Source organism: Arthrobacter sp. GQ119 (assembly GCF_059759125.1).
Genome location: NZ_JCAXEA010000011.1, coordinates 142,891 through 166,958, shown reverse-complemented (window position 1 = coordinate 166,958; position 24,068 = coordinate 142,891). Strand labels below are relative to the sequence as shown.

Annotated in this window: 20 protein-coding genes; 10 read left to right on the top strand and 10 right to left on the bottom strand. The window is 63.9% G+C overall.

The annotated features are described in order from the left end of the window. The 7 genes from AC6CH3_RS12220 to AC6CH3_RS12190 form a co-directional block, all read right to left on the bottom strand. Nucleotides 1-285: FAD-dependent oxidoreductase (locus AC6CH3_RS12220; RefSeq protein WP_498132679.1), on the bottom strand; the 285-nt coding region annotated here is incomplete at its 3' end. Nucleotides 286-307: 22 nt separating this feature from the next. Beyond that, nucleotides 308-1,144: an aldo/keto reductase gene (locus AC6CH3_RS12215; protein WP_498132678.1), complete on the bottom strand. Its 837-nt coding sequence runs from the start codon at nucleotides 1,142-1,144 to the stop codon at nucleotides 308-310. After that, nucleotides 1,144-1,992, bottom strand: coding sequence for a sugar phosphate isomerase/epimerase family protein (locus AC6CH3_RS12210; protein ID WP_498132677.1), 849 nt, complete (start codon nucleotides 1,990-1,992; stop codon nucleotides 1,144-1,146). Before AC6CH3_RS12210 ends, AC6CH3_RS12215 begins: the two co-directional genes overlap by 1 nt. Then, on the bottom strand, nucleotides 1,989-4,112 hold the full coding sequence (locus tag AC6CH3_RS12205; protein WP_498132676.1) for an FAD-dependent oxidoreductase: 2,124 nt from the start codon (nucleotides 4,110-4,112) through the stop codon (nucleotides 1,989-1,991). Before AC6CH3_RS12205 ends, AC6CH3_RS12210 begins: the two co-directional genes overlap by 4 nt. Nucleotides 4,113-4,115: 3 nt before the next feature. Further along, entirely contained in the window at nucleotides 4,116-5,273 is a 1,158-nt protein-coding gene (locus tag AC6CH3_RS12200; RefSeq protein WP_498132675.1) for a Gfo/Idh/MocA family protein, read from the bottom strand. Between the two features lie 75 nt (nucleotides 5,274-5,348). Beyond that, the gene (locus tag AC6CH3_RS12195; protein WP_498132674.1) at nucleotides 5,349-6,701 is read right to left on the bottom strand and encodes an MFS transporter; all 1,353 of its coding nucleotides are present in this window, start codon (nucleotides 6,699-6,701) and stop codon (nucleotides 5,349-5,351) included. A 260-nt stretch (nucleotides 6,702-6,961) separates the two neighbouring features. Then, nucleotides 6,962-7,765, bottom strand: coding sequence for an IclR family transcriptional regulator (locus tag AC6CH3_RS12190; protein WP_498132673.1), 804 nt, complete (start codon nucleotides 7,763-7,765; stop codon nucleotides 6,962-6,964). A 162-nt stretch (nucleotides 7,766-7,927) separates the two neighbouring features. On the opposite strand from AC6CH3_RS12190, the gene AC6CH3_RS12185 reads away from it, so the two are divergent. The 4 genes from AC6CH3_RS12185 to AC6CH3_RS12170 all read left to right on the top strand — a co-directional run bounded on the left by AC6CH3_RS12185 (nucleotide 7,928) and on the right by AC6CH3_RS12170 (nucleotide 12,046). Next, nucleotides 7,928-8,824: a LysR family transcriptional regulator gene (locus AC6CH3_RS12185; protein ID WP_498132672.1), complete on the top strand. Its 897-nt coding sequence runs from the start codon at nucleotides 7,928-7,930 to the stop codon at nucleotides 8,822-8,824. Between the two features lie 183 nt (nucleotides 8,825-9,007). Beyond that, nucleotides 9,008-9,298 carry a YciI family protein gene (locus tag AC6CH3_RS12180; RefSeq protein WP_498132671.1) on the top strand — a complete coding sequence of 97 codons (291 nt, stop codon included), beginning with the start codon at nucleotides 9,008-9,010 and terminating at the stop codon, nucleotides 9,296-9,298. Between the two features lie 7 nt (nucleotides 9,299-9,305). Further along, nucleotides 9,306-10,406 carry an alcohol dehydrogenase catalytic domain-containing protein gene (locus AC6CH3_RS12175; protein WP_498132670.1) on the top strand — a complete coding sequence of 367 codons (1,101 nt, stop codon included), beginning with the start codon at nucleotides 9,306-9,308 and terminating at the stop codon, nucleotides 10,404-10,406. Further along, complete coding sequence (locus AC6CH3_RS12170; RefSeq protein WP_498132669.1) at nucleotides 10,403-12,046, top strand: FAD-dependent oxidoreductase; 1,644 nt, start codon at nucleotides 10,403-10,405, stop codon at nucleotides 12,044-12,046. The genes AC6CH3_RS12175 and AC6CH3_RS12170 overlap by 4 nt, the downstream gene beginning before the upstream one ends. Before the next feature lie 250 nt (nucleotides 12,047-12,296). On the opposite strand, the gene AC6CH3_RS12165 is transcribed toward AC6CH3_RS12170, so the two are convergent. Further along, a complete protein-coding gene (locus tag AC6CH3_RS12165; RefSeq protein ID WP_498132668.1) occupies nucleotides 12,297-13,514 on the bottom strand; it encodes an integrase catalytic domain-containing protein in 1,218 nt (405 codons plus the stop codon). A 176-nt stretch (nucleotides 13,515-13,690) separates the two neighbouring features. Between AC6CH3_RS12165 and AC6CH3_RS12160 the strand changes: the two genes are divergently transcribed. The 3 genes from AC6CH3_RS12160 to AC6CH3_RS12150 all read left to right on the top strand — a co-directional run bounded on the left by AC6CH3_RS12160 (nucleotide 13,691) and on the right by AC6CH3_RS12150 (nucleotide 18,902). Further along, the gene (locus AC6CH3_RS12160) at nucleotides 13,691-15,019 is read left to right on the top strand and encodes an MFS transporter (RefSeq protein WP_498132667.1); all 1,329 of its coding nucleotides are present in this window, start codon (nucleotides 13,691-13,693) and stop codon (nucleotides 15,017-15,019) included. A 190-nt stretch (nucleotides 15,020-15,209) separates the two neighbouring features. Next, nucleotides 15,210-17,366 carry an amylo-alpha-1,6-glucosidase gene (locus AC6CH3_RS12155; RefSeq protein ID WP_498132666.1) on the top strand — a complete coding sequence of 719 codons (2,157 nt, stop codon included), beginning with the start codon at nucleotides 15,210-15,212 and terminating at the stop codon, nucleotides 17,364-17,366. Between the two features lie 504 nt (nucleotides 17,367-17,870). Further along, nucleotides 17,871-18,902: an NADPH:quinone reductase gene (locus AC6CH3_RS12150; RefSeq protein WP_498132665.1), complete on the top strand. Its 1,032-nt coding sequence runs from the start codon at nucleotides 17,871-17,873 to the stop codon at nucleotides 18,900-18,902. A 462-nt stretch (nucleotides 18,903-19,364) separates the two neighbouring features. On the opposite strand, the gene AC6CH3_RS12145 is transcribed toward AC6CH3_RS12150, so the two are convergent. Together AC6CH3_RS12145 and AC6CH3_RS12140 are read right to left on the bottom strand one after the other, a co-directional pair. Then, nucleotides 19,365-19,844, bottom strand: a complete 480-nt coding sequence (locus tag AC6CH3_RS12145) for a 6,7-dimethyl-8-ribityllumazine synthase (protein ID WP_498132664.1) — start codon at nucleotides 19,842-19,844, stop codon at nucleotides 19,365-19,367. Between the two features lie 157 nt (nucleotides 19,845-20,001). Further along, nucleotides 20,002-20,496: a ribose-5-phosphate isomerase gene (locus AC6CH3_RS12140; protein WP_498132663.1), complete on the bottom strand. Its 495-nt coding sequence runs from the start codon at nucleotides 20,494-20,496 to the stop codon at nucleotides 20,002-20,004. Nucleotides 20,497-20,664: 168 nt separating this feature from the next. Here AC6CH3_RS12140 and AC6CH3_RS12135 point away from each other — a divergent pair, with 168 nt between their 5' ends. Genes AC6CH3_RS12135 through AC6CH3_RS12125 form a run of 3 tightly spaced genes read left to right on the top strand, consistent with a single transcriptional unit; the run spans nucleotide 20,665 to nucleotide 24,063 of the window. Next, the gene (locus AC6CH3_RS12135) at nucleotides 20,665-21,543 is read left to right on the top strand and encodes a transketolase (RefSeq protein ID WP_498132662.1); all 879 of its coding nucleotides are present in this window, start codon (nucleotides 20,665-20,667) and stop codon (nucleotides 21,541-21,543) included. After that, a complete protein-coding gene (locus AC6CH3_RS12130) occupies nucleotides 21,540-22,511 on the top strand; it encodes a transketolase family protein (protein WP_498132661.1) in 972 nt (323 codons plus the stop codon). Before AC6CH3_RS12135 ends, AC6CH3_RS12130 begins: the two co-directional genes overlap by 4 nt. Next, the gene (locus AC6CH3_RS12125) at nucleotides 22,504-24,063 is read left to right on the top strand and encodes an FGGY-family carbohydrate kinase (protein WP_498132660.1); all 1,560 of its coding nucleotides are present in this window, start codon (nucleotides 22,504-22,506) and stop codon (nucleotides 24,061-24,063) included. The genes AC6CH3_RS12130 and AC6CH3_RS12125 overlap by 8 nt, the downstream gene beginning before the upstream one ends. Nucleotides 24,064-24,068 lie beyond the last annotated feature (5 nt).

The following is a 24,068-nucleotide window of genomic DNA, read 5'->3' as shown; positions in this document are numbered from 1 at the left end:
GACGTGGCGCAGGTAGGTGCGGAAGGTGTCCTTGTCTTCATTGATTCCTGCTGCCTTGGCTAAGGGGCTGCCGGGAGTCCATGCCCAGCCGCCGGACCAGGAGGTTGCCCCGCCGCAGACGGCCGCTTTTTCCACCACGATGACTTTAAGGCCGTGGTAGGCGGCTGTTACTGCTGCGGACAGACCGCCGGCACCCGAGCCGACCACCAGTACGTCGCAGTCGGTAATGCGTCTGCTGCTTTCTGACGGGTCCGGGGTGGATGCAGGTCCTTCTGGGGTCTTCATGTAGTTCTCCATGCGTGTCATGTCAGTGGCCGTATTCGAGGGGGTTGAGGCGCGGAGGGAGGTCCCGGTCCAGGGCATCGATGCCAGCCATCTGGGGCTCCATCAGGCGGAATCCGAAGACATCGAGATTCTGTTGCTGGCGTTTGCTATCAGCTGACTTAGGGACCGCTATGCGGCCATGCTGGAGATGCCACCGCAGCACAATCTGCCCAGGGGATACTTGCAGCTGCGCCGCCGGGACTTTAATGGCCGGAGAGTCCATGAATGCGCCTTTGCGGCCGAGCGGGCTGTAGGCAGCGGTGGTAATGCCGTGCCGGCGGTGGAAGGCAAGCTGGTCCCGCTGGCCTGTTTCCGGGTCCAGCTGGATCTGGTTGAGGGCGGGGCTGAGCCCGGCCGCCTGCACCTGCCGCAAGTGTTCGGGCGTGAAGTTTGATACGCCCCACGAGCGGATGTTTCCCTTCTCGGCCAGTTGCTGCAGGCCTTCGCAGGCCTCCACAAATCTGCCTTGCCGGGGGTTTGGCCAATGCACCAGAAAGAGATCGAGGTAGTCCACGCCCAACCGGCCTGCCGCCGCGGTGAAGGCTGCCCGGACGCCGTCCCTGCTGTGGGAGTCCTTGTTGAACTTGGTGGTAAGGAAGATATCGTCTCGGGCGGCACCGCTGCGGCGCAGGCCTTCGCCGACGGCCTCTTCATTGCCGTACTTCTCGGCGGTATCAATGTGCCGGTAGCCATGGCTGATTGCGCGCGCCACCGCGTCGGTGGCTTCCTTCCCCATCATTGGCCAGGTGCCCAAACCGATCAGTGGAGCGTGGACGCCCGGGGCGATCTCCGCCGTCCGTCTCTGAGGCAGGTTGCTCATCAGGTTCCTGCCTTCGGCAGTCCGGCCGCCGATGCGAGGACAGCGTCAGCACCGGTCTTGAGCATTCGGGCCCAGCCCGCTTCGCCGAGTTCTGCGACACGGCGCTCGGAGGGCGTCTCTACGCTTACGGGAAGATCCGCCGGAAAGGCGGCCACCAGGGAGGCAAGATCAAACTCCCCTTCACCGGGAACGTGCCGCTCCGAGCGCGATTCAAGGACCAGGCCAGCGTGTCCGGCAGGGCGTGCAGCGGGGCCGTCGCACAGCTGCAGCAGCGGCACGAGTGAAGTGCAGGCTCTCACCTCCTCCAGCGTGCCGCCGAAGCGGTTGACGTGCAGCGCGTCCACCACGATCCCGGTTCCTGCCTGCCCCGCGCGCCCTGCAGCGTCAGGGATCGAGCGGACTACCTGATAGGAAATCGGTTCCAATGTTGGCAATATTCCGAAACCGCGGCCGTCCAGGCTCAGCTGTGCCAGGGTGTCTGCGAAACGGGAGGCGTCGGGGTCCGCGCAGGCCACGGTCATGGTCCGGGCGCCCAGGGCCTGCCCGGCTTCCATCATCTGCAGCCAGGCTGCCCGCTGGTCAGTTCCATCCAGGAGCAGGAACTCTATGTCCTCAACAGTCACTCCGGTGTCTTGCATGCGCGCGATCGTTTCCTTGAGCATGGGCGAGCCGGGCTGCAGGTCGTAGGGCCGCTCGGTGGGCGTGACGGGGCGTACGCGGGCGCCGATGAAGTCGAAGCCCGCTTCGGCGGCGATGTTCACGAGCTGCGGCGGAGCGGTGTCCACCAGCGAAAGCTGGGCCAGGCCGAGCCGGCGCGCTGGGGTATGGGAAGACTTTGCAGTGGTCACGACGTTGCTCCGTTCAGGGCCAATCGGTCAGCCGGTCTGGTGGTATGCGGGCTGGGAGGAAGAGTGTCGGCAAGGGCGGCGGACAACCTTTGCGCGGCGTCGTACCCGCTCTTCACTGCGTTGGAAACAATGGCCGGGGACCGGTCGACCATGGTGCCGGCGAGGGTGACTGGAATGCCGGCCGACAATGACAGGGCGGCTTCACGCTCCTCGTGGGTGGGCGGTGCGGCCAAGGGCAGGACAGACCGGGAGATCAACAGCGGGCCCGGGGCTTCCAGCCATTGGTCCTCCTGCGTGGCGGAAGGGGAGACCGTGCCTTCGGCAGGTAGGGATGAACGTTGGTCGGGGGCGGTGACAGCTCTGACGCGCACCTGCCGGCCGTCGAATTCCTCGACGCTGCAGCCCAGGAGCAGGCGAACCTTCGGGTTGGAGATCAGGCGGGGCACAGCCAGAATCTTGGCCCTCCGCCCGGATTCCGGAGCGATGGCCTCCTGGGGGCCCACCAGCAGCACGGCTGTGCCGCGGGAGGCCAGAGTGTCGGCCACGGACATGGCTACGGAATCTGCACCCCAAAGCGTCAGTGCTTCCGGAAGGTCACCTCCCTGCAAAGCTTCGGGGTGTGCATCCAGCCAATCGCGGACGTCCATAACCTGCGGCAAGTCTGCCCCGATAAATGATTCCCCGGGCCGTTCCCCTCCCATCGCCAGGACCACCGCATCGGCGCTGTGTTCGCGAGCCAGGGCCTTGATGTCGGATGTGTCGGCCCGGTTGCCGAGGTGCATCTCAATGCCCAGCCGGGCGTTTTCGCCCTCAGACCAGTCCGCAAACCGGTGGAAGTCGGGCGTGGATCTCATCCGCTCGGCCAAAGCAAACTGGCCGCCGGGGCGGGTGCCGGCGTCTAGCACTGCCACGTGGGCGCCAGCTTGGGCGAGTTCCCGGGCGGCTGTAAGGCCCGCCGGACCGGCTCCGACCACCAGGACCCGAGAGCCCGTGCGGACCTTCGGTGTCGGCATCGGGACGCGCGAACGTCCCACGGCGGGGTTGACACTGCAGGTGACCTGGCCCAGGCCAAGGTTGTCGATGCAGACGTTACATGCGATGCAGGGGCGGTAGGGCTCATCCCGCAGGACTCCGCCGACGAAGGCCGGATCTGCGTGGATTGCCCGGGCAAGGCTAACGAAGTCGCAGGTGCCCTCGCCTAGGACCTCCTCGATGATGGCCGGAGAGTTGAGGCGCCCCGCCATCCCCAACGGAAGCCCGAATCGGCGGTATTCCTTGGCGTACTTGGCCAGGACCCCGGGCTTCCACTCCCCCGACTGCACGATCCATTCGCCCGCTTCGTAGCTGCCGGCGGAGATGTCCAGGAAGTCGAGTTTGTCCAGGTGTGCCTTGCCGATGATGTCCAGCTGGTCTGCCGCGGTGATGCCTTCGGCGGGGCCTTCCAGCACCGAGACTCGCATGCCCACGATGGTGTCCGGTACGGCTTCACGGACAGCGTCGATGACGAGGTTCATGAAGTATTCCGGTTTGCGGAATTCGTCGGTTCGGTGGTTTGAGATGGGTGACATGAACTGGTGGATGAGGTAGCCGTGGGCGCCATGGATGTTGATGACGTCGAAACCTGCGGTAACGGCCCGCCGGGCAGCTTGAGCATAGGCCTCGACCAGCTCATGGCAGCCTTCCTGTGTCAGTTCGTCAGGGATTTCCCCGCCCGCCACGTCGCATCCGACCGGTGAGGGGGCCACGTTCTTGAATCCGGATACTGCGGCCTGGGCGGTGCGGCCTCCGTGGTTAAGTTCGACGGCGGCCAGCGCGCCTTCGGCGTGCAGGGCGTCGGTGAGTGTCCGCAGGCCAGGAATCATGTCGTCGGTGTGGAGGCCCAGTTGGTGGGTCCGGCCCTTGCCGTCGGCCCGTACGAAAGTTGCTTCTGTGGTGACCATTCCAAGCCCTGCGTGGGCGCGGGTTACCAGGTAGTCGATGTACTGCTCGGTGATGAACCCGTTGGCGGTGCCATAGTTCCGCTCCATGGGTGCTGAAGCGAGGCGGTTCCGTAGGGTCCTGGGAGTGCGGCCGTTGCGGCCGAGGATCAATGGGCGGGCTGCATGGCGTTGTACTGTCATGGACTAGACTCCGGCCTCAGCCGGTACCCCGGCGAGGGCAAGCGCGGGGATTTCGACCCGCGACCTGGCAAAGCCGTCCACGGGGGCGAAGCTGACGGGCCGGCCCGTCCTGGAAGATTCGTAGACTGCCAGCAGGATCCGCAGTGATTTCAGTGCGTCCTTTCCGGTGATGGCGGGTTTGCGTCCGCTTTCCAGGGCTGTCACGAAGTCGCGGACCTGGATGGTGTGGAACGGGATCAGCTGTCCGTTGATCATGGAGAGATCCACGTTGGGTTCAACGCCTTCTGGGTGGACCCGCTCCTGCTGGATCCTGCCGTCCATCGCCCAGAGGTCCAGCCGGCCCTCACTGCCCTCTGGAAATTCGGTCAACGAGGCGGAGGCCCCGGTCTCCCCGGTGATCCGCAGCTGGATGCCCAGGTTGGTGGTGACAGCGGTTGTCGCCTCAACGGTGGCCATGGCACCGGAGGTGAAAGTGATAACGGCGGTGGCTGAGTCCTCCACGTCGATGTAGTCACCGTGCCGGTAGGTGCTGACCCGGCCAAAGACTTCGGCCACCTCGCCCAGGTACCACTGAAGCAGGTCGATCTGATGGACCGCCTGGGACATCAGTACCCCGCCGCCGTCGTTCTCCCAAGTACCGCGCCAGGCGTCGCGGTTGTAGTAGTCCGGGGCCCGGTGCAGCATCACCGAGCACTGGGCCATAATGGGCCGGCCCAGGGTGCCGTCGTCGATCGCGGTCCGGATCTTTTGTGCTGCCGGCCAGAACCGTCGCTGGAAGAGCGCCCCGAACCGGACGCCGGCTTCATCACATGCCGCGACCATCCGCTCCGCGGCCTCCAACCTGGTGGCAATGGGCTTCTCGCACAGGACGTGGACGCCGGCTGCAGCCGCCTTCAGGACAACGGTTTCGTGGGTGGGGTGAGGCGTGCACACCGAGACGATATCCAGGCCCAGGTCCAGGAGATCGTCGACGGTGGTTACCGCAGCCGGAACATCCCATGCCGTTGCAGTCGCGCGGGCCCGCTCCTCGTCTACGTCGCAGACGCCCACGATCCGGACGTTGTCCAGGGCGCTGAAGGCTTCCAAATGGTTGCGGGAGATGGCGCCGCAACCGGCGATGCCGACGCGGAAGATGCGGGGGGTTGCTGTTGACGGGGTCATGGGATAGCCAACTTTCGGTGGTGCGTGATTTCCGGAGTTTCCGGGGTCAGGAGGCGGGACGGGCAGAGGGTTGGGTCAGCGGTGTGGCTGGCCAAGCTCCTCCAGCGGGACGTTGTACGTTTCTCGGGCGGTCATGATGGCAATGGACGAAGCCAGGAGGCAGAAGACGGTGAACCCCGCTACCGGGATCCAGCCGCCGGGGCCCGGCTGGGCGAGAAGGGTGGCGATGGCGGGCGTGAACCCGGCCAGGATCAGGCCTATCTGGCTGCCGATGGCCATGCCGGAGTACCGGACTTCGGCTGGGAACATCTCCGGGAAGAACACGGTCCAGACACCGTTCCAGCAGGAGTAGAAGACGGACATGTTCAGGAAGCCGAAGAGGAAGATCAGCACCACATTCTGCTCGCTGATCGACCAGAAGTAACCGAATGAGGTGACCGCGCAGCCCGCGGCGCCCACGAGGAGGACCTTCTTGCGGCCGATCCGGTCGGAGATGATCCCGGCGAGCGGGATTGTCACCATGGACAGGCCGATGGTCACGGCGTTAACGGTGAGCATCAGGGTCCGGTCCAGGCCGACCGCCGGACCAGTAGCGTAGGCCAATGCGTAGACGGTGAAAGTGGTCTGCATGACGGAAAACAGCATCACTACGGCCACGCGCAGCACGTCGCGCCACTGTGTCCTGAGAACTGCCACGGCGGGTACGGACTGTGGTTTCTCATGCTCCACGATTTCCTCGAAGACCGGTGGTTCTTCGAGCCGGGTTCGGATCCAGTAAGCCACGGCCAGGACGAGGACTGACAGCCAGAACGGGACGCGCCAGCCCCAGCTGAGCAACTGCGCCTCAGGCAGGGCGGCCAGCGGGATGAACACCACCGTGGACAGAACCATGCCTGAGGCGTAGCCGGTCATCACAAAGCTGGTGAAGAACCCGCGGCGGCCTTCGGGCGAGTGTTCCATGGTGAGGGTGGATGCGCCGGCGGCCTCCGCCCCGGCAGAGAACCCCTGCGCAAGGCGCCCCACCAGGAGCAGCGCCGTGGCCCAGTAGCCGATCTGCCCGTAAGTGGGGAGGAAGCCGATCCCTATCGAGGCCACGCCCATGATGACCAAGGTGATCAGGAGGGCTTGTTTGCGGCCGATCTTGTCACCGAAGTGGCTCATGACGATGCCGCCCAGCGGGCGGGCCAGATAGCCGACGCCGAATGTTGCCATCGCGCCGAGCAGGGCGACGACGGGGTCTCCGGCAGGGAAGAAGATCTTGGGGAAGATCAGCGCGGCCGCGGTGCCATAGATGAAGAAGTCGTAGTACTCCAAAGTGGATCCAAGGAAGGACGCGAGGGCTGCCTTTTTCGGCATCTTGACGTGCTCGCCTGGTGCTGGAGGGTTGTTGCGAACGGCTGTGGGCGGGTGCTGGTGCACGTGTCCCATAATGTCTCCTCATTGAGAGTGGGGGCCGGCACCGCCATGGGGCGGAGCTGCGTGAAAGATGGTGTCTGAGTTACGTTCGCTGGCTGGCTGCCTTCGGCGGCAGCCTCCTCATCATTTGATGCAGGAAAGCCGTCCAGCGCATTGTGCTTTCAGGTCACAAGCGGTTGTTTCTCTGGTATCGACTGTAGGACCGAGATCACACCCGGAGGCCAGGCTTCCCGTTCAACGGGATGTGAATTCTCGGGCTTTCGGTGAAAGTCTCACTCGCCCCGTGATTCGAGCCAGGGCCTGGTCCCGTAGGGGCGGCGCTCGGCCCCCATGGTGCGGGACAGTCCACGGCCGGCCGCGACCAGGACGGGCAGGATCAGTCCGGGGTTCTCTTCCCCGGACGGCACCACGACGGATATCGCGCCGATCACCGAGTGGCCCTCACCAAACACCGGAACGGCATAGGCGGTGTTTTCAGCAACCAGCACGCCGGCCATCCGGGCGTAGCCGAGCTCCCTGATATGGGCCATCTGCTTACGGAGGCGCGCCGGGTCCGTCTCGGTGGCTGGCGTGGTCTTTTTCAGGCCTCCTGCGAGAAAACGCTCCTGGACGAATGCCGGCATGTGGGCCATCATCGCCATGCCGGAAGAGGTGCTGTGGATTTCCAGCCTGCCGGCTACCTCCGCGAGGTTCATCACGCTTCCGTGCCGGTCGAGGCGTTCCAGGTAGAGCACGCTCCCGGACTCCACGTCCGGCACGGACAGGGAAACATGCTCGCGCACGGCGGCGTGGACACCTTCCAGAAACGGCAGCCCCCGCCGCCGGAAATCTTCGAGCGGGTTGCTGCGCGAGGCAAGCTCCCACATCCGCGCGCCCACGCCGTACTCGCCGGACTCGTCACGCTCCAACAGTCCGCTGGCGGCAAGATCATTGGCCAACCGATGCACGGTACTGCTGGACATTCCTGTCATACGGACCAGCTCACGCAGCGGCAGGCGCGGGTTGCCCTTGGAGAAGGCCTCCATGATCTTCACTACCCGCTCAATGACGGACTCCCCCGACGCCGAGTTTGCCACGATGCCTCCTGCCGCTGGGGGCCGGTAAGATGCCTTGCCCGGCCGGAATCCGCGGATCCCAGAACCAATATAGCCTTGCAGTGTAAGGGCCGGACGGGTGCCGGAGCCTTCCCGCGTCCGGCACCCGGACCAGCGAAAACAACGGCAGGCAAAGGAGGGCATGTGGAACTGAGGCAGGTTGAGGCCTTTCTGGCCGTGGCCGAGGAATTGCACTTCGGCCGCGCCGCGGAGCGGCTCCGAATTGCCCAGTCACCCCTCAGCCAGACCATCCGAAAGTTGGAGAAGAGCCTCGGGGCCGCACTCTTCGAACGCAACACACGCACCGTCACCCTCACCAGCGCCGGGCACTCCTTCCTGCCGCATGCCAGGAAGATCCTGGAAGAAGTTGACCTGGGACAGCGGGCGGTCCGCGCCGATAGCGGAACGATCTACGGCCGGCTCAGCATCGGCTTTTCCGGAGCGCTGAACCACAAGACGTTGCCCCCGCTGACCCGCGCGTTGCGGCACCGCCACCCCCAGCTGGATGTCACGCTGCACGGCGGGCTGCTGACCCAGGAAGCCCTGCAGCAGCTCATCCACGGGTCTCTTGATCTGGCGTTCGTTGGGCTGCCGGTAGACGCACCCTCCCTTGAAACCCGGACCATCGCCAAGGAAGGCCTGGGCGCCACAGTCCCGGTGGATCATCCCCTCGCCGGGAGGGAGTCTATAGACCTGGCCGAACTCGAGGGCGACACCTTCATTACCATGCCTGCGGCCCAAGGCTCCACTCTGCGAGAAGCAACGGTGGCGGCCTGCAATGCCGCAGGCTTCCGGCCCCATATCGGCCAGGAGGTGGCAGACCCCTACACGGCACTCTCCCTGGTGGCCGGTGGCGTCGGCGTCAGCCTCATGCCCGATTCCATCGCCGGGATCATGCCCGGTGGAACGGTGTTTCTGCCGATATCCGGCGGTGCCATTCCGCTGTTTTCGGGGTTGGCCTGGAGCCCATCCGCCATGTCCCCCGCCCTGAGCGCAGCCCTCGACGTTGCCCTGGAAGTTCTGCCGACGCCGCCCTCATGACTGGGCGGCCATCCCAATTATGTAGGAAAACCACATAGTTATTGATCAATTACGTATTGGACAAGTCCTAATACGTCGGGCCAGTATGGAGCGCAGAGGGACGTGCTCAGTCCCACAGGTGCTCCCGGAACCTCTGGCCGGGAAGCTGCCCCACCACCATCTGCTCAATGATGAGGACTACCCATGCCCACGTTTGCCGTTACTTACACCTACACCGGTTCCAGCTCGCAGCAGCGGGATGAGAGACGACCGGCCCACGTTGAATTTCTTCAGGCCCAATTCGACGGCGGCCGGCTCCTTAAGAGCGGCCCCTTCGGGCCCGAGGAGTCGCCGGGCGCCCTGCTGATCATCGCGGGCCAGTCCAAGGCAGATGTGGAAGCACTGATGAACCAGGACCCGTTCCACCTGGCCGGTCTGATCCAGGAGCGGACCATCCGCCAATGGAACATCTTCTTCGGCGCCGGCCAGAACTGAGGTGGTCGTGTTTTCCGCCCGCACCATAGCCAAAGAAACCATCCGCTTCGAAGAATCCGCAGAACCCGAACTCGCAGCCGGCCACGCGCTGGTCCGCGTTCACAACGTCACCCTCTGCGGCACCGACCTTCACATCTGGGAGGATGACTACCCGACCGATCTTCCCATCATCCAAGGCCACGAATTCTCCGGCGTCATAGAAGCTGTGGGACTCAACGAAGCCGGTGTCCGCGTCGGAGACCAGGTGGCGGTCAGCCCCATGACCTACTGCGGAGAATGCCGGCCGTGCCGCACGGGACGCCCCAACGTCTGCAGGAACATCGGCTGCATCGGCTGCTATTCCGACGGCGCTCTCGTGGAATTACTTAGCGTGCCGCTGGAGAAACTATGCGCCGTTCCGGTCGGCCTGCCACTGGACCTGGCCGCCATGGGCGAACCGACCTCCATCGCCATGCAAGCCGTAAACCGCGGACGCCCCGACGCCGGCGAGGTTGCCCTGGTGCTGGGCAGCGGACCCATCGGCCTGCTCGCCACCCTGTACCTGACCGATCTGGGGGTGCAGGTGGTCTGCGCAGACACTGAAGTGGACCGGCTCGAGCTCGCCACCGAGTTCGGCGCTGTAGACACTCTGTTGGTCACGCCCGGTGCCTCATTCCCTGACCCGGACCAGGGATCCCGGTTGGAGGCACTGACCGATGGCTATGGGCCGCAACTCGTCATCGAGGCCACCGGTGTTCCATCCTCCCTGGAAAATGCCATCAGGTTTGTTGCCAGCGCCGGCAGGATTGTCCAGGTGGGCATCTCCGCCCGGCAGGCCGCCGTCTCCATGAAGGACATCCCTTTCAAGGAACTCGATCTCATGGGCAGCCGCAACAGCCTCAACCTCATCCCGGACGGTCTCACCCTGCTGGCCAAGTACCCCCAGCGGGCGCAGGCTCTGATGACCCACCGCTTCGCCTTCGAAGATCTCCAGCAGGCCTTCCACCTAATGCAGGACCGCACCGAAAAGGTGGGCAAGATCCTTATTGAAATGCCCGCCTCACGGCAGGCGGGCCCTGCTTTGCACAGCAGCGCAGCCGACCCTGTGACCTCAGGATCGCGGCCATGAACGGCGTCCCGGAAAGCATACCCACCCCTGCAGACCGGCTCTCCGACACCTACGACGTGGTGGTCATGGGCAGCGGCGCCGCCGGACTGGTCGCAGCCATTCGGGCAGCGGACGCCGGACTGTCCGTCGTCGTCCTTGAAAAGGCAGCCCTGCTGGGCGGAACCACCGCCGCGGGCGGCGGCGTGATGTGGGCGCCCAACAACCACCTGGCCAAGGCCGCAGGCTATTCTGACAGCCAGGCCGAAGGCATTGCCTATCTAACTGAAGCAGCCGGGCATGTGCTCAGCATTGATGAGATTGAATGGTATGTGGCTATGGCTCCCCGGGCGGTTAGCTACCTGAACGCATCCACCAAGGTGGCCATGGTTCCCATCTCCCGCCCGGACTACCACATGGAATGGGAAGGATCGGCTGACGGGGGCCGGGGGCTGGACAACAGCCCTTTCGATCCGGCCGGCTACCCTGGCCTGTCAGCCCTGATCCGCCCCTCCTCGTACTTTCCCCTGCTCACCATGACGGAGCGGGACGCCCTGAACGGCCGGGCCGCGGACCCGGCCCTCCTTGGCGAGCGGGCATCCCGGGGGGTCCGGACCATGGGAGGCGCACTCGTAGGGAGCCTGGTGGCCAGCGCGCTGGACCGGGGAGTGCAGCTCGCCGTCACTGCTCCGGTGAAGGAAATTGAAGAATCGGAAGGACGATGGTCCGTCGACGTTGGTGGACAAGCCGGCGGGAAGCGGATCATCGCCTCCGCGGTTGTGCTTGCATCCGGGGGATTCGAATGGAACAGCAGGCTCCGCCACGCTTTCCTTCCCTTCCCCGTAACACCCATCAGTGCCCCCTCCAACGAAGGGGACGGGCTGGAGCTTGGGCTCAAAGCCGGGGCCGCCGTCGCTGATATGACCGCCGTCTGGGGTGTGCCGGTAATTTCCACACCGGAACACCAGTATGACGGCCGGCAATCCGGCCGCATGGGCAACGTGGAAATGACCCTGCCCGGATCCATCACCGTCAATGCCAAGGGGTGCCGGTTCGTCAACGAGGCGCTGAACTATCACGATGTCAGCCGGGTCTTCGCCTCGATCGACCCGCAGACTGGCCGGCAGGAAAACAATCCGGCCTGGCTCGTCTTCGACTCCTCCTACCAGCGGAAGTACCCCGTGGCCGGTTCCACACCCGGCCAGCCCACGAGCTGGATGGCCAGCGCAGCCACGCTGGAGGAGCTGGCACGGAACATCGGCGTGGATCCGGACGGGCTAACCTCGACAGTCCGCAGGTTCAACGAAGACGCCGCCACGGGCATAGACCGGGAATTCCACCGTGGCGCCACACCCCAGGACCGGTTCCTCGGCGACGCCGCAAACACCCCAAACCCATGCCTGGCACCCCTCCTCGAGGCGCCGTTCTACGCCGTGCCCATCCAGGCAGGGGTCCTGGGTACCTCCGGCGGTCTCGCCACCGATTTCGACGGGCGCGTCCTAGACCGCCACCAGCAGCCGATCCCAGGGCTCTACGCCGCCGGAAACGTGGCAGCCAGCGTCTTCCGAAACAACTACCCCGGTGGAGGCGCCACCCTTGGCTCTGCCATCACGAGGGGCTTCGCCGTCGGGGAGCACTTGGCAACCACTCTCGCCCCCATCTAGCCACCCCCGGCCGGCCAATGCCTGAGCAGCCACACCCGCCGTTCCCTACCCGGCTGGCCTTCCCCGCACCAACCAGGAGCAACAATGTCCACGGAGACTTTGCGCACCGCCGGCGCCCCAGCGCGCCAGCGCACCCCCAACCAGTCCAACCGGGCGGCCGCCTGCCTCAGCGGCTTTGGAATACCACAGCGGCTTCTTTTGCGCCTCCGCGGCCGTGGTAATCGATCAGGTCCCCCCCCGGGGAATCATGTCAAGATGCCCGCCTGGGCTGATTCGTGGAATCATTTGATTTTGCCCGGATAGCAGGTCGTGTTTTTGGACCTTGTTTCGCGGTGGTCAGTGCCAGCAGGTCTGCGCATAATGCTTGGATCTGACGCTGGATGGCGGCGGGGTTCAGTGGCCTGTTCTCTCGTTTCAGCCGGGCCTTCACGTCCCGGTGGACGGTGCCGGTGTCGGCCAGGACGCGCTGGTACGGGGTGGCGGGTGGATCGTATTTCTTGCTGATCTTTGCCCCGGTCCGGACTTTCGCGAGGAGTTTCTGCTGCGGCGCGAAGTGGTTGGTCAGCAGCCGTTGGAGGGCCCAGATCCGGTTCAGCAGTTCCAGCTCGGCAGCGGTGTCGTAGCGGTGGTAGCCGACGGTCTGGCGGACGATGTGCCAGTTTTTCTGCTCCACGTGGGCGCCGACGTTCTTGTTCCCGGACCGGGACCGGGTGAACGTGAGTTTCTCCCGTTCGCACCAGCGGAACAGCTCCCAATTGATGAACTCCGAGCCGTTATCCGAATCGATGCCCAGGACCGGAAACGGGAACGAAGCGGTGGCGTCTTTAATGGCCGCGAACACCCATTTCTGGGCCTTGTTTTTCACTGAGCGGGTTTCCGTCCAACCGGTCGCGATGTCAGTGATATCAAGGGTGAAACAGAATTCCCCTTGGTTGTTGCCGCCCTCGTGCCCGACCAGATCGATCTCGACGAAACCGGGAACTGCGTCATCCCACTCGGCCCAGGTCCGCATCGGAATCGAGTCCTTCAGCAGCGTTCCAGGCTTGGTATGGGAGCGGCCGCGGGGCTCCAGTTTCGCCCGATCGGCCTTGAGCCGGCGGTCAATGGTCGCCGGCGCAATCTTCAACAGCTGCTCGGCCGTACCGGCATCAAGCTGAAGCTCTTTGAACCGCCGCAGGCGCGGCACCAGGTCCGGCAGCCCGGCAGCGAGGAGCCGACCACACGGGGTACCCTGGACCGCCCAGCAGAACCGCAGCGCCTCGATTACCGCCTCCCCGTAGAGCGGCGGCCGGGGCCCCCTGGGCCGGGCAACCTTGAGTACCAGCGCCATCCGCAGAGCCTTCCGGGCATGGTCCCGGTGCCAGCCGGTCGTTGCGCACAGCTCATCCAGAATCTGCTTCTTCACCGCCTTGGACGAGCGTGCGTACCGGGTCGCGATGGTCTTCGTGACAGCCTTGCGTTCACTCATCGAAAGCTCCATGGCTCACAATGCCGAAGCAGCAGACACCACCCCGGCGGACACGCCGCCACGCGGGCATTCTCAAATGATTCTTCGAATACAGCTACGCGGGCATCTTTGATGAGTCAACGCGTCCCCTTCCCCTTTATCGGCGGCGGCACTACCATCGCGGAAGGACCCTCAGCATGACTAACCTTTCAACACCCCCCCAAACTCACGAGGCGCAGCGGCAGCTCAAGCGTGCCAAGAAAGCCGCCCTGGCCGCGTTCCTTGGCGGCGCCCTCGAGTATTACGACTTCTTCATCTATGCCACAGCGGCGTCGTTGATCTTCTCCAAGATCTTCTTCCCTGCCGGGGACTCAACGGTCGCCCTACTGGCATCATTCGCCACCTTCGGCGTGGCCTACATCGCCCGCCCCTTCGGCGCCGTCGTGTTTGGCCACCTGGGCGACAAGATCGGCCGCAAGAATACCCTGGTGCTGACCCTGCTCCTGATGGGAGCCGCAACCTTCCTCATCGGCGTCCTGCCGGACTTCAGCACTGCCGGCTACTGGGCCCCCGCCCTGCTGGTGCTGCTGCGCCTCATGCAGGGCCTCTCCGCGGGCGCCGAAACGGCGGGGGCTTCAGCCCTTTCAACGGAGGAAGCCCCGGAAGGCCGGCGCGGCTTCTTCGCCAGCTTCGCGATGAGCGGCATCTCCGCCGGCATCGTCCTGGCCTCCCTCGCTTTCCTTCCGGTGGCGGCCATGAGCGAAGCTGACCGCCTCGCCTGGGGCTGGCGCATCCCGTTCTGGCTCTCGGTCATCGTGCTCATTGTCGCCTACCTGGTCCGCCGTTCCTTGGACGAACCGGAAGTCTTCGAAGAAAAGCATGATCACGGCGAGCTGGTGAAACTCCCCTTCGCGAAGATGTTCAAGACCCACCCGGCGCAGTTCTTCCAGGTTGCACTCATGTCCTTCGAAACAGTCACCAACACCTTCATGCAGTCCTTCGGACTCGCCTACGCGGTTACGGTCGGAGTGCCCGCCTCCACCATGCTCTGGGTCAGCATCGCCGGCAACGTCCTGGCCATCGCCACCCAGCCGCTCATGGCGTGCCTCTCCGACAGCTTCGGACGGCGGCCCGTCTTCATCGCCGGCGTCCTGGGATCCGGGATCATGATCTTCGTATACTTCTCCGTCATCTCCACCGGAAACATCCCGATGATCTTCCTCACCAGCACGCTGATCACGGCCGGCACCTATGCCATGTCCAACGCGATCTATCCAGCTTGGTTCTCAGAGCTCTTCAACGTCAAGGTCCGCTACTCCGGCATGGCGATCGGCCTGCAGGTCGGCATCCTGTGCGCAGGCTTTACCCCGCTACTGGGCACCGCCCTCGTCGGTGTGGACAAAGCCAACTGGGGACCTGCCGCCTGGATCGTCGCTGCCTCCTCCGTCCTGGCCGTCAGCGGCGCGCTATGGGCCAAAGAGACCAGCAAGACCCCACTGCGGGAACTGGGAAACCCCGTCCGCTGAACAGGGAGGGGCGGGGTCACAGCACGAGCGGTCCCGCCCCTCTCACTGAACTCCAAAGGGCAGATGGAGTCCGAACGGTCCCGAACCGTCTAACCAGGTCACAAGGAGGTGGCACTCATCCACTGCCGCGCGTAGCGTCGGTTGGAGAAGTAGAGGCAGCGATTGAAGTCGATCCTAGGGAGGAACCCGGATGGCTGGATGGAATTCTGATACTGCTGCCGGGCCGCTGGGGCCCGGGACGATCACCCTAGTGGAGGGCTCCTCCTTTTGCATCTCCTCAGCAAACGGAGATATCCATCCTGAGTATCCCCACGGCTTCTTCTTCGAGGACACCCGCATCCTGTCTCGCTGGAATCTGCTGGTCAATGACCAGCCGTTAGAGCCATTGACAGCCAAGACCAAGGAACCATATAGAGCCCTGTTTGCTGGCCGGGTATTGCGCTCTGACGGTTACGCGGATAGCCCGCTGATCGTAGAACGTCTACGGGAGGTAGGTGCCGGAGTACTGGAGCGGATCACAATCTGGAACTACTCACCGACCTCTGCCGATTGCCTTGTCTCCCTCAAAGTCGAGGCGGACTTCGCGGACCTCTTTGAGGTGAAGGAAGCACGCATTCAGCGGCGCTGGGATGAGTCCCGTGAAGCCGAGGGCGAATCACTGACAATCAGGGCAGCTTGGCAGGACATCCGGAAGGGCGTCGTTGTTTCATCCAGCGGCGCTGTGGTCGCACCCGAGGCCTTGACGTATCATGCCGTTGTTCCGCCCCATGGGCAATGGAGTGCCACTGTGAATGTGGCGCCTACTGGGGGCGGAACCGGTCCGCTGACACCCTTCGTCCATCCGAACAACGGCCAAATCTCTCCGTGGGACCGGCGCCGGCAGGAGTGGGTGGCCAAGATTCCGGTGCTGCAAATGAGCAACCGCTCCATTGAGCGGACGCTTCGGCGCAGCTATGACGATCTGGGCGCACTGCGCATTGAGGACCCAAGCCACCCGGACCGGATTGTCGTGGCTGCCGGTGCCCCATGGTTTATGGCGCTGTTCGGACGTGACTCGCTATGGGCGTCCCTCATGGCACTGCCTGTGGATCCATCCCTTGCCCTTGGCACCATCCAGACGCTGGCCGACCGCCAAGGCAGCGTGGCGAACCCAATGAGCGAGGAGGAACCCGGCAAGATCCTGCACGAAGTCAGGCTCGACGTTTCCAGCGGACTGGCGCTCGGCGGCAAATCCGCCTACTACGGCAGCGTCGACGCCACGCCGCTGTTCGTGGCGCTGCTGGGGGAAGTCAGCCGCTGGGGTTTTACCAAAGACACCATAGACGCCTTGATGCCCCATGTAGACCGGGCGCTGGCGTGGATCAAGGACTTCGGAGACAAGGACGGTGACGGGTTCGTCGAGTATGAACGCCTCAATCCCCAGGGGTTGATCAATCAGGGCTGGAAGGATTCCTGGGACGGAATCAATTTCGCCGACGGCAGGATGGCTGAGCCGCCAATCGCACTGTGCGAGGTGCAGGCCTACGTTTACAGCGCGTATCTCGCCCGTTCCTGGCTGGCCCTCGACGCCGGTGACGTGGATGTGGCCGCCCAGTACCGCGAGCTTGCTGCACGGCTGAAGAGGCAGTTCAACGAACAGTTCTGGCTGCCTGAGCACGGCTATTACGCGATCGCGCTGGACCGGGACAAACGGCCGGTTGATGCGTGCGCTTCCAACATGGGACACGGCCTGCTCTTCGGCATCGTGGACAAGGACAAGGCGCCGCTGGTAGCGGAAAGGCTCATGTCCCCGGAGATGTTCAGCGGCTGGGGCGTGCGAACCCTGGCCAGCGATATGGGCGCCTACAATCCCGCGAGCTACCACAACGGATCCGTCTGGCCCCACGACAATGCAATCATCCAGGCCGGCTTGCTCCGCTACGGCTTCGTCGCGGAAGCACAACGGATCTCCACAGCCCTGTTCGAGGCGGCCGAGTACTCAGACGGACGGCTGCCCGAACTGTTCTGCGGCTTCAGCCGCGAGCACTTCGACGAACCTGTGCCCTACCCCACGGCTTGCTCGCCACAGGCGTGGGCCGCCACAAGCCCCATCCAGTTGATTAAAAGCCTGATGGGATACTATCCGGACGTTGCGCTCGGCGGGCTCTGGATGGACCCGGTGCTACCGGAATCCTATGGGGACCTGCACATCACCAACGCCCCCATGGCGGACGGCAGGATCACCATCGACATCTCCAGTTCCACTGCGTCCGTCCGCGGACTTCCTGAGGGAATTGTCTTCCATCGCGGATCCCGCCCTTGGGCCGCTGACCTCGTCGAACATTCCATAAAACACGAAAAGAGCTAGCCGAGTTGACGAATATCGCCGGTACGGGGGCCGCATATGGCTGCCGACGGCCTGTCAGAAAATGAAAAGACGGGAGCGCTGGAGACCTTCGCCGCCCGAGTGCAACGGAAGGGGCCCGATGCTTCCGGTCCTTGGCGCGTTGCCGAATTCGAACGCGCCCAGTCCTAGGCCGATACAACTGAATCTGAAGCCCAGGGTGTGCACATTGTGCACACCCTCTTTTGCGCATTAGTTGAACTTCATCGATATGCCGCACCACCACTTTCCCGCCCGATTTCCTCCTCAACCGTGCCAGAAGGCGAGAGGATCATGGGCACGTCCCGTCTGGGCACCCGTTTCCAGGGAACGTTTGCTGGTGAGCAGCTTCCCGAAAGACACGTCAGCGGACCGCAAATCTCGTCGAGCTCTTGGACAGCCCATCTGCACGGGAAGTTGGCCGCCGTCGTCCTTCGATAGGTTGGTTCGGTAAGGTCGGCCACGGGTACCCGATTCATTGGAGAAGACGTGAAAGCGATTGTGTACGAAGAGACAGGTTCGTCCTCAGTGCTGAAGCTTCAGGACAAGCCGCTGGCTGATCCCGGCACGGGTGAAGTCCGCGTCCGCGTGGTCGTCTCCGGGGTGAACCCCACCGACTGGAAGTCCCGGGCAGGCGGAGGAGGAGGAAGCACCCCGCTGGAAGCACCGAAGGTTCCTAACCAGGACGGCGCCGGCGTAATCGACGATATCGGCTCCGGAGTGACAGGACTCAGCATCGGAGACCGCGTCTGGCTCTGGGACGTCGCCTGGGGCAGCCATGAGGGCACGGCACAGGAATATGCGGTTGTACCGGCGGCCAAAGCAGTGACGCTTCCGGACGCTGAATCCTTCGACACCGGCGCGTCCATCGGCATCCCCGCCCTGACAGCGCACCGGGCGCTGACCTCGCACGAGGACGGCCCTGCCGTGCTCTCCCCCGGGGCCCTGGCGGGACGAACGGTACTGGTCACCGGCGGCGCAGGCGCAGTGGGACACGCTGCCATTCAGCTCGCAAATTGGGCCGGAGCAACCGTCATCACCACCGTCAGCGGAGACCGGAAAGCGGAACTCGCACGCCGCGCCGGAGCCCATACCGTCATCAACTACCGCACCGACGACGTCGTGACTGGCGTCCGTCGCTCCGCCCCCGGCGGAGTCGACACCATCGTCGACGTAAACGCTCCAGCCAACATCGACTCCGACGTGCAGGTACTCAAGCCAAGCGGAACCATAGCCATCTACGCGGCGAACCCCGGAGAATCAGTAACGGTTCCCATCCGTGAAAGCATGACCAAGAACGTCCGATACCAGTTCATCCTCACCTACACCGTCACCGACGAACAGAAACAGCACGCCGTGGCCGCCGTCTCCGAGGCGCTGAAGGCCGGTGCGCTGCGCATCGGCGAAGAACACGGCCTTCCGCTGACCCGCTTCCCGCTCGAAGCGACCGCCGCGGCACATGACGCCGTGGAGCACGGAACCATCGGGAAGGTGCTCATCGACGTCACACCGTCATTCTGACCCCATGGCCTCCCGACCCGCCGGACCCGGGCCATTCATGGCCCGACGAGAACGAGCGGCAGTTCAACCAAAGCCGGGATTGTAAACCAGTGACCGTGCGGCCTGGGACCCAATCGTCCGCGCGGCCGTTGACGGAATCACGCTTATGGGCGTTACCTCCACTCCGCTGAGAAGAGGCAGACCTGTAGTGGCAGACGCCCCCCTCTGGCCGGTCTCGCCGCGGGCGAGGCCGCCTTCGACAGTAACAACCCAGTCAGAGACGTCCCCCGTTTAACGAGTTGCCGCGTGCCCCGAACCCAGAGCCTGGTGCCGGAACCAGTCGTCATTTCAAGATGGCAGAGGAGTAACTGGACGAGTTAGGCGCCGGCCGGAGGTCGGCCCCGGTTGATCTCATAGCCCTGCAGTGATGCCGCCAAGCAGGACCAGAGCTCCAGCGAGCTCATCCACAAGGTTGGGTTGAACCTACAGGGACGCCAATGACGTGAGAGTTGAGGCGAGAGCGTCTGCCAGTTCCTTGCCCTTGGTCACGAAATGCTGGGAAAAGTAGTTGCGGTGCTCTTCGTGCTCGTGAAAATGGTGAGGAGTTAGGACGCCGGAGAATACAGGTACGTCCGTTTCCAACTGCACTCTCATGAGGGCGTCCACGACACTTTGTGCGACAAATTCATGGCGATAAATACCCCCGTCAACCACCAAGGCGGAGGTGGCTACAGCGTCATAGCGGCCGGACGCTGCGAGCCGTCGGACGTGTAGCGGAATTTCGAAGGCTCCGGGCACTTTGTGGACATCGACGTTGGTGATGCCGAGTTCCTTGAGCCGCGCCTGGAAGCTGTCGACTGCACGATCAACGATGTCGGCGTGCCATTGGGCACTAACGATCGCTACTCGGAAAGAGGAAGGGTCGAGAGGTGACAAGGTGAGGTCCTTTCTTTTGGAGGCCATTGGAGGATTCTTTCACGCTGATACCGACTTTTGCGGGTATGTGTCCAAGGTATGGGCGGGCACATGCTCATGGTGATTTTGTTCCCGTCTTCCTTTGGATGGCGACCGGATGCCGCGCCACCCAGGACCGCAGCGTAGGTCGTTCCCTTGGTGGGAGTTACCCGATGACTTCGCCGGTTGCTTCGTAGGTCGCGATCTTGCCGATGCGGCGGATGTGGCGTTCGTCGTTGCTGAAGGGTTCCTGCAGGAAGGCCTCGATCAGGGCTGTTGCTTCTTCCATGCTGTGTTGGCGTCCGCCGATGGCCACGACATTGGCGTCGTTGTGCTGCCGGGCCAGTGTGGCGGTGGAGTGGTTCCATGCCAGGGCGGCGCGAACGCCCTTAACCTTGTTGGCGGCGATTTGCTCGCCGTTCCCGGACCCGCCCCAGACAATGCCCAGCGCGTGGATGCCTGCTTCTTGATCCGCTGCCACTGCTAAGGCCGCGTTGATGCAGAACGACGGATAGTCGTCCAGGGCGTCGTATTCCTTGGGGCCGTGATCCATAACCTCATGGCCTTTCCCCGACAAGTGCCTGACCAGATGGGCGCTCAGCTTCATGCCGGCGTGATCGGTAGCGATGTGTACCCGCGGAAATGCGAGGTTTTCGGTCATGTTGGCTTCCTTCCATCCATCGGGGCGGCCCCGTCAAGGGGCACGAGTTCCCCAAGTAGTTAGTGCGACAGCCATCTCTCGCCTGCCGGCACTGGTGTGCATTGACAGATGAAATGTGGCATGCGTAACATTATTGCACATACAGTCACTACTGAATGGATATGCACAATGTTAACTGCAGATGCTTCCCAGGCCACGTCCTGGCGATCCCTCCGCCAAGAGGTCCTGGACGGTGATGCCGCTTTCCGTGCCGCAACACTGCACGAGCGCGCCCAGACCACCCGCCGCTCGATCCTGAAAATGATTTCTGAGTCGGGTCAGGGCCACATCGGCGGTGACTTCTCCGTCACCGACATCCTGACCGTCCTTTTTGACGCCGTGATGAATGTCGACCCGGAACATCCCCGTAAGGAAGACCGCGACCACTTCATCCTTAGCAAGGGCCACTGCGCAGCCGCGCTGTACTCGTCCCTGGCCCATAGCGGCTTCTTCCCTGTCTCTGAGCTGGACACTTTCATGGCGCCGCTGTCGGCGCTGAACGGGCACCCGAACAGGGTGAAGGTCCCCGGCGTCGAAACGAACACCGGCCCGCTGGGTCATGGCCTCCCCGTAGCGGTCGGCACCGCGATAGGCGTCAAGCTCCTGGACAACGGTTCGCGTGTTTTCGTCGTTACCGGTGACGGCGAAATGCAGGAAGGCAGCAACTGGGAGGCGCTGATGTCAGCCTCCCACCAGAAGCTGGACAACCTGACCCTCGTTGTTGACCGCAACCGCCTGCAGCAGGGCGCGCGGACTGAAGAGACCAACGGGCTGGACCCCCTTGACGCCCGTCTGGCCGCATTCGGCATGGAAGTACGGGTCGTTGATGGTCACGACTACAACGCACTCATCGACGCCCTGGCTCCGTCCACGACAGGCTCCCCCGTCGCCGTCATCGCCAATACCATCAAGGGCAAAGGCGTCTCGTTCATCGAGGACCGCGTCGAATGGCACCACAAAGTACCGTCCAAAGAACAAACCCTTCAGGCTTTTCAGGAGCTGTCATGACGACAACCACAGTGCTGAACGACGCACCCACATTCGACAACCGCCAAGACTTCGCCGACGAACTCATCGCGCTGGCCCGGACCAACGACAGAATCGTCGCGGTGTGCAACGACTCGGTTGGCTCCAGCAACCTGACCAAATTCCGTGACGAGTTCCCTGACCGTCTGATCAACGTCGGCATCGCCGAACAGAACATGGTCGGTGTCGGGGCAGGACTTGCGAACGCAGGCCTCATCCCCTTTGTTTGCGCCGCCGGCCCCTTCCTGACCGGCCGTTCCTTGGAACAGATCAAAGCCGACGTGGCCTACAGCCAGCACAACGTCATCCTGTGCGGCATGAGCCCGGGCATGGCCTACGGCGAGCTGGGCCCGACCCACCACTCCGTTGAGGACTTCTCCTGGCTGCGCCCGCTCCCGGGCCTGGATATCGTCGTACCCGCCGACGGCGCACAGACCCGCGCCGCGGTCCGCAATGCCGTGGCCGATCCGCGACCGACCTACATCCGTGTTGGCCGCTTCAAGGTCCCGCATGTCTCCGAGGACGACGCCGGGCTGGAACGCGGAAAGTTCGTCGTCGCCCAGGAAGGCACTGACGTAACCATCATCGCCACCGGCACCGAAGTGTCCCGCGCCCTCTGGGCCGCCGGAACCCTTGCTTCCGAAGGAGTCTCGGCGCGGGTCCTGAACGCGGCCTACCTTAGCCCGCTCGACGAGGATGCCATTAAAGAGGCGGCCCGTCAGACCGGTGCAATCATCACAGCAGAGGAAGCCAACGTCGCCGGCGGCCTGGGGGCTGCAGTAGCCAGCGTCGTAGGCCAACTGGAAGACAGTGCCCGCGTCCCCATCCGCATCCTCGGTCTGAAAGATCACTTTGCTCCCACCGGCAGCACTGCCTTCCTCCTGGACCACTTCGGCCTCACCGCAGACCATATTGCGGCCGCAGCACGCGAGGTCCTGAACCGTGACTAACTTGGCCCCTGCCGCTGCCGGATCCGCCGTCGTGGTTGCGGTGGACCAAGGCACAAGCGCTACGAAGGCCCTGGTCATGGATGGCTCGGGTGAAATCATCGCCCGGGCGCAGGTCAGTCTCACGCAGCAGCACCCTCAGCCCGGGTGGGTCGAACAGGACCCACTCGCCATACGTGACAGCGTAACTAAGGCAGTCACTGACAGCCTCAATGGACTGGACAACACAGTCCTGGGTCTCGGCGTGAGCACCCAGCGCGAGTCAGCAATGATCTGGGACCGTGAAACCGGACAGCCTCTGGGACCGGTTCTGGGATGGCAGGACCGCCGCACCGCCGAACAGGCGAAAAACCTGATCGGCGACGGCGCGGGCGATCTGGTTCGCCGGTCCACCGGTCTGCCGATCGACCCCATGTTTTCGGCCCTGAAAATCCAGTGGCTGCTCGACAGCGCCGACCCGGACCGCCGCCTCAGCAAGGCGGGAAAAATCGCGGCCGGAACCGTCGATTCATGGCTGTTGAGCTGCCTCACCGGCGAACATCGGATCGAGGCGGGCAACGCAAGCCGGAGCCAGCTCTTGAACCTGGATGCAGTCGATTGGGACCTGCAACTTCTGGAGCTCTTCAACGTTCCCCGCGAGGTCCTCCCGGAGGTCGTGGCATCCAACGCGGTGAGCTCCCCCTTGCTGGGTGGTCTGGCCGGCAGCTCCCGGGTCCACGCCGTCATGGGCGACTCGCACTCGGCACTGTACGCACATGGTGTCCGCGGCCCCGGCACGGTCAAGGCGACCTACGGTACGGGCAGCTCGGTCATGGGCCTGCTTCAGGGCGAGGTTCACCCCGGCGACATGGGCGGGCTGGTCCGGACGCTGGCATGGCATGACGGGACGCCCCGGTATGCCTTCGAAGGGAACATTCTCGCCACGGGTGCGACCGCTGTGTGGCTGTCGCAGGTGTTTGATTGTGACGTTGCGCATCTGGACTCGCTGGCCCGCACTGTCGAGGACAGCGGCGGGGTCAACCTTGTCCCGGCGTTCGCCGGACTCGGCGCCCCCTGGTGGGATGAACGTGCAGAAGCCACGATCAGCGGGTTCAACCTCGGCACGACCTCGGCCCATCTGGCCCGGGCCGCGTTCGAATCGATCGCCCTGCAGATAGAAGATGTGTTGCGGGCGGCCGAGAAGTCCGTCTCTCCGCGCATCAGTTCCGTTCTGGCCGATGGCGGACCGACATCGAACAGGTGGCTGATGCAGCTGCAGTCCGACCTGAGCCAACGCACCGTGCTGCGCAGCACGGTGCCGGACCTTTCAGCACTGGGTGTCGCCCACATGGCCGCGATCGAGACCGGACTGCTCAGCCAGGAGACAGTCGAAGAGCTCCCGAGGAACAGGACGGCGATCGCGCCGGCCATGCCCGTTCAGGATGCCGACCGGAGACAATCCAGCTGGTCCCGGGCGGTGGCCAAGGCACGCTGGTCCCCTGAAGACCCCACCACCCTTGTCCCCAACTCATCCGGCACAATGCACGACGCATTGGCCCCCGCAGTAACGGAGTGACAGCA

Excerpts from the sequence above, each read along its gene's own strand:
- AC6CH3_RS12215 (WP_498132678.1), bottom strand. The coding sequence starts at position 1,144 with ATGAGCAACCTGCCTCAGAGACGGACGGCGGAGATCGCCCCGGGCGTC.
- AC6CH3_RS12205 (WP_498132676.1), bottom strand. The coding sequence starts at position 4,112 with ATGACAGTACAACGCCATGCAGCCCGCCCATTGATCCTCGGCCGCAAC.
- AC6CH3_RS12200 (WP_498132675.1), bottom strand. The coding sequence starts at position 5,273 with ATGACCCCGTCAACAGCAACCCCCCGCATCTTCCGCGTCGGCATCGCC.
- AC6CH3_RS12195 (WP_498132674.1), bottom strand. The coding sequence starts at position 6,701 with ATGGGACACGTGCACCAGCACCCGCCCACAGCCGTTCGCAACAACCCT.
- AC6CH3_RS12180 (WP_498132671.1), top strand. The coding sequence starts at position 9,008 with ATGCCCACGTTTGCCGTTACTTACACCTACACCGGTTCCAGCTCGCAG.
- AC6CH3_RS12170 (WP_498132669.1), top strand. The coding sequence starts at position 10,403 with ATGAACGGCGTCCCGGAAAGCATACCCACCCCTGCAGACCGGCTCTCC.
- AC6CH3_RS12165 (WP_498132668.1), bottom strand. The coding sequence starts at position 13,514 with ATGAGTGAACGCAAGGCTGTCACGAAGACCATCGCGACCCGGTACGCA.
- AC6CH3_RS12160 (WP_498132667.1), top strand. The coding sequence starts at position 13,691 with ATGACTAACCTTTCAACACCCCCCCAAACTCACGAGGCGCAGCGGCAG.
- AC6CH3_RS12155 (WP_498132666.1), top strand. The coding sequence starts at position 15,210 with ATGGCTGGATGGAATTCTGATACTGCTGCCGGGCCGCTGGGGCCCGGG.
- AC6CH3_RS12145 (WP_498132664.1), bottom strand. The coding sequence starts at position 19,844 with ATGGCCTCCAAAAGAAAGGACCTCACCTTGTCACCTCTCGACCCTTCC.
- AC6CH3_RS12140 (WP_498132663.1), bottom strand. The coding sequence starts at position 20,496 with ATGACCGAAAACCTCGCATTTCCGCGGGTACACATCGCTACCGATCAC.
- AC6CH3_RS12135 (WP_498132662.1), top strand. The coding sequence starts at position 20,665 with ATGTTAACTGCAGATGCTTCCCAGGCCACGTCCTGGCGATCCCTCCGC.
- AC6CH3_RS12130 (WP_498132661.1), top strand. The coding sequence starts at position 21,540 with ATGACGACAACCACAGTGCTGAACGACGCACCCACATTCGACAACCGC.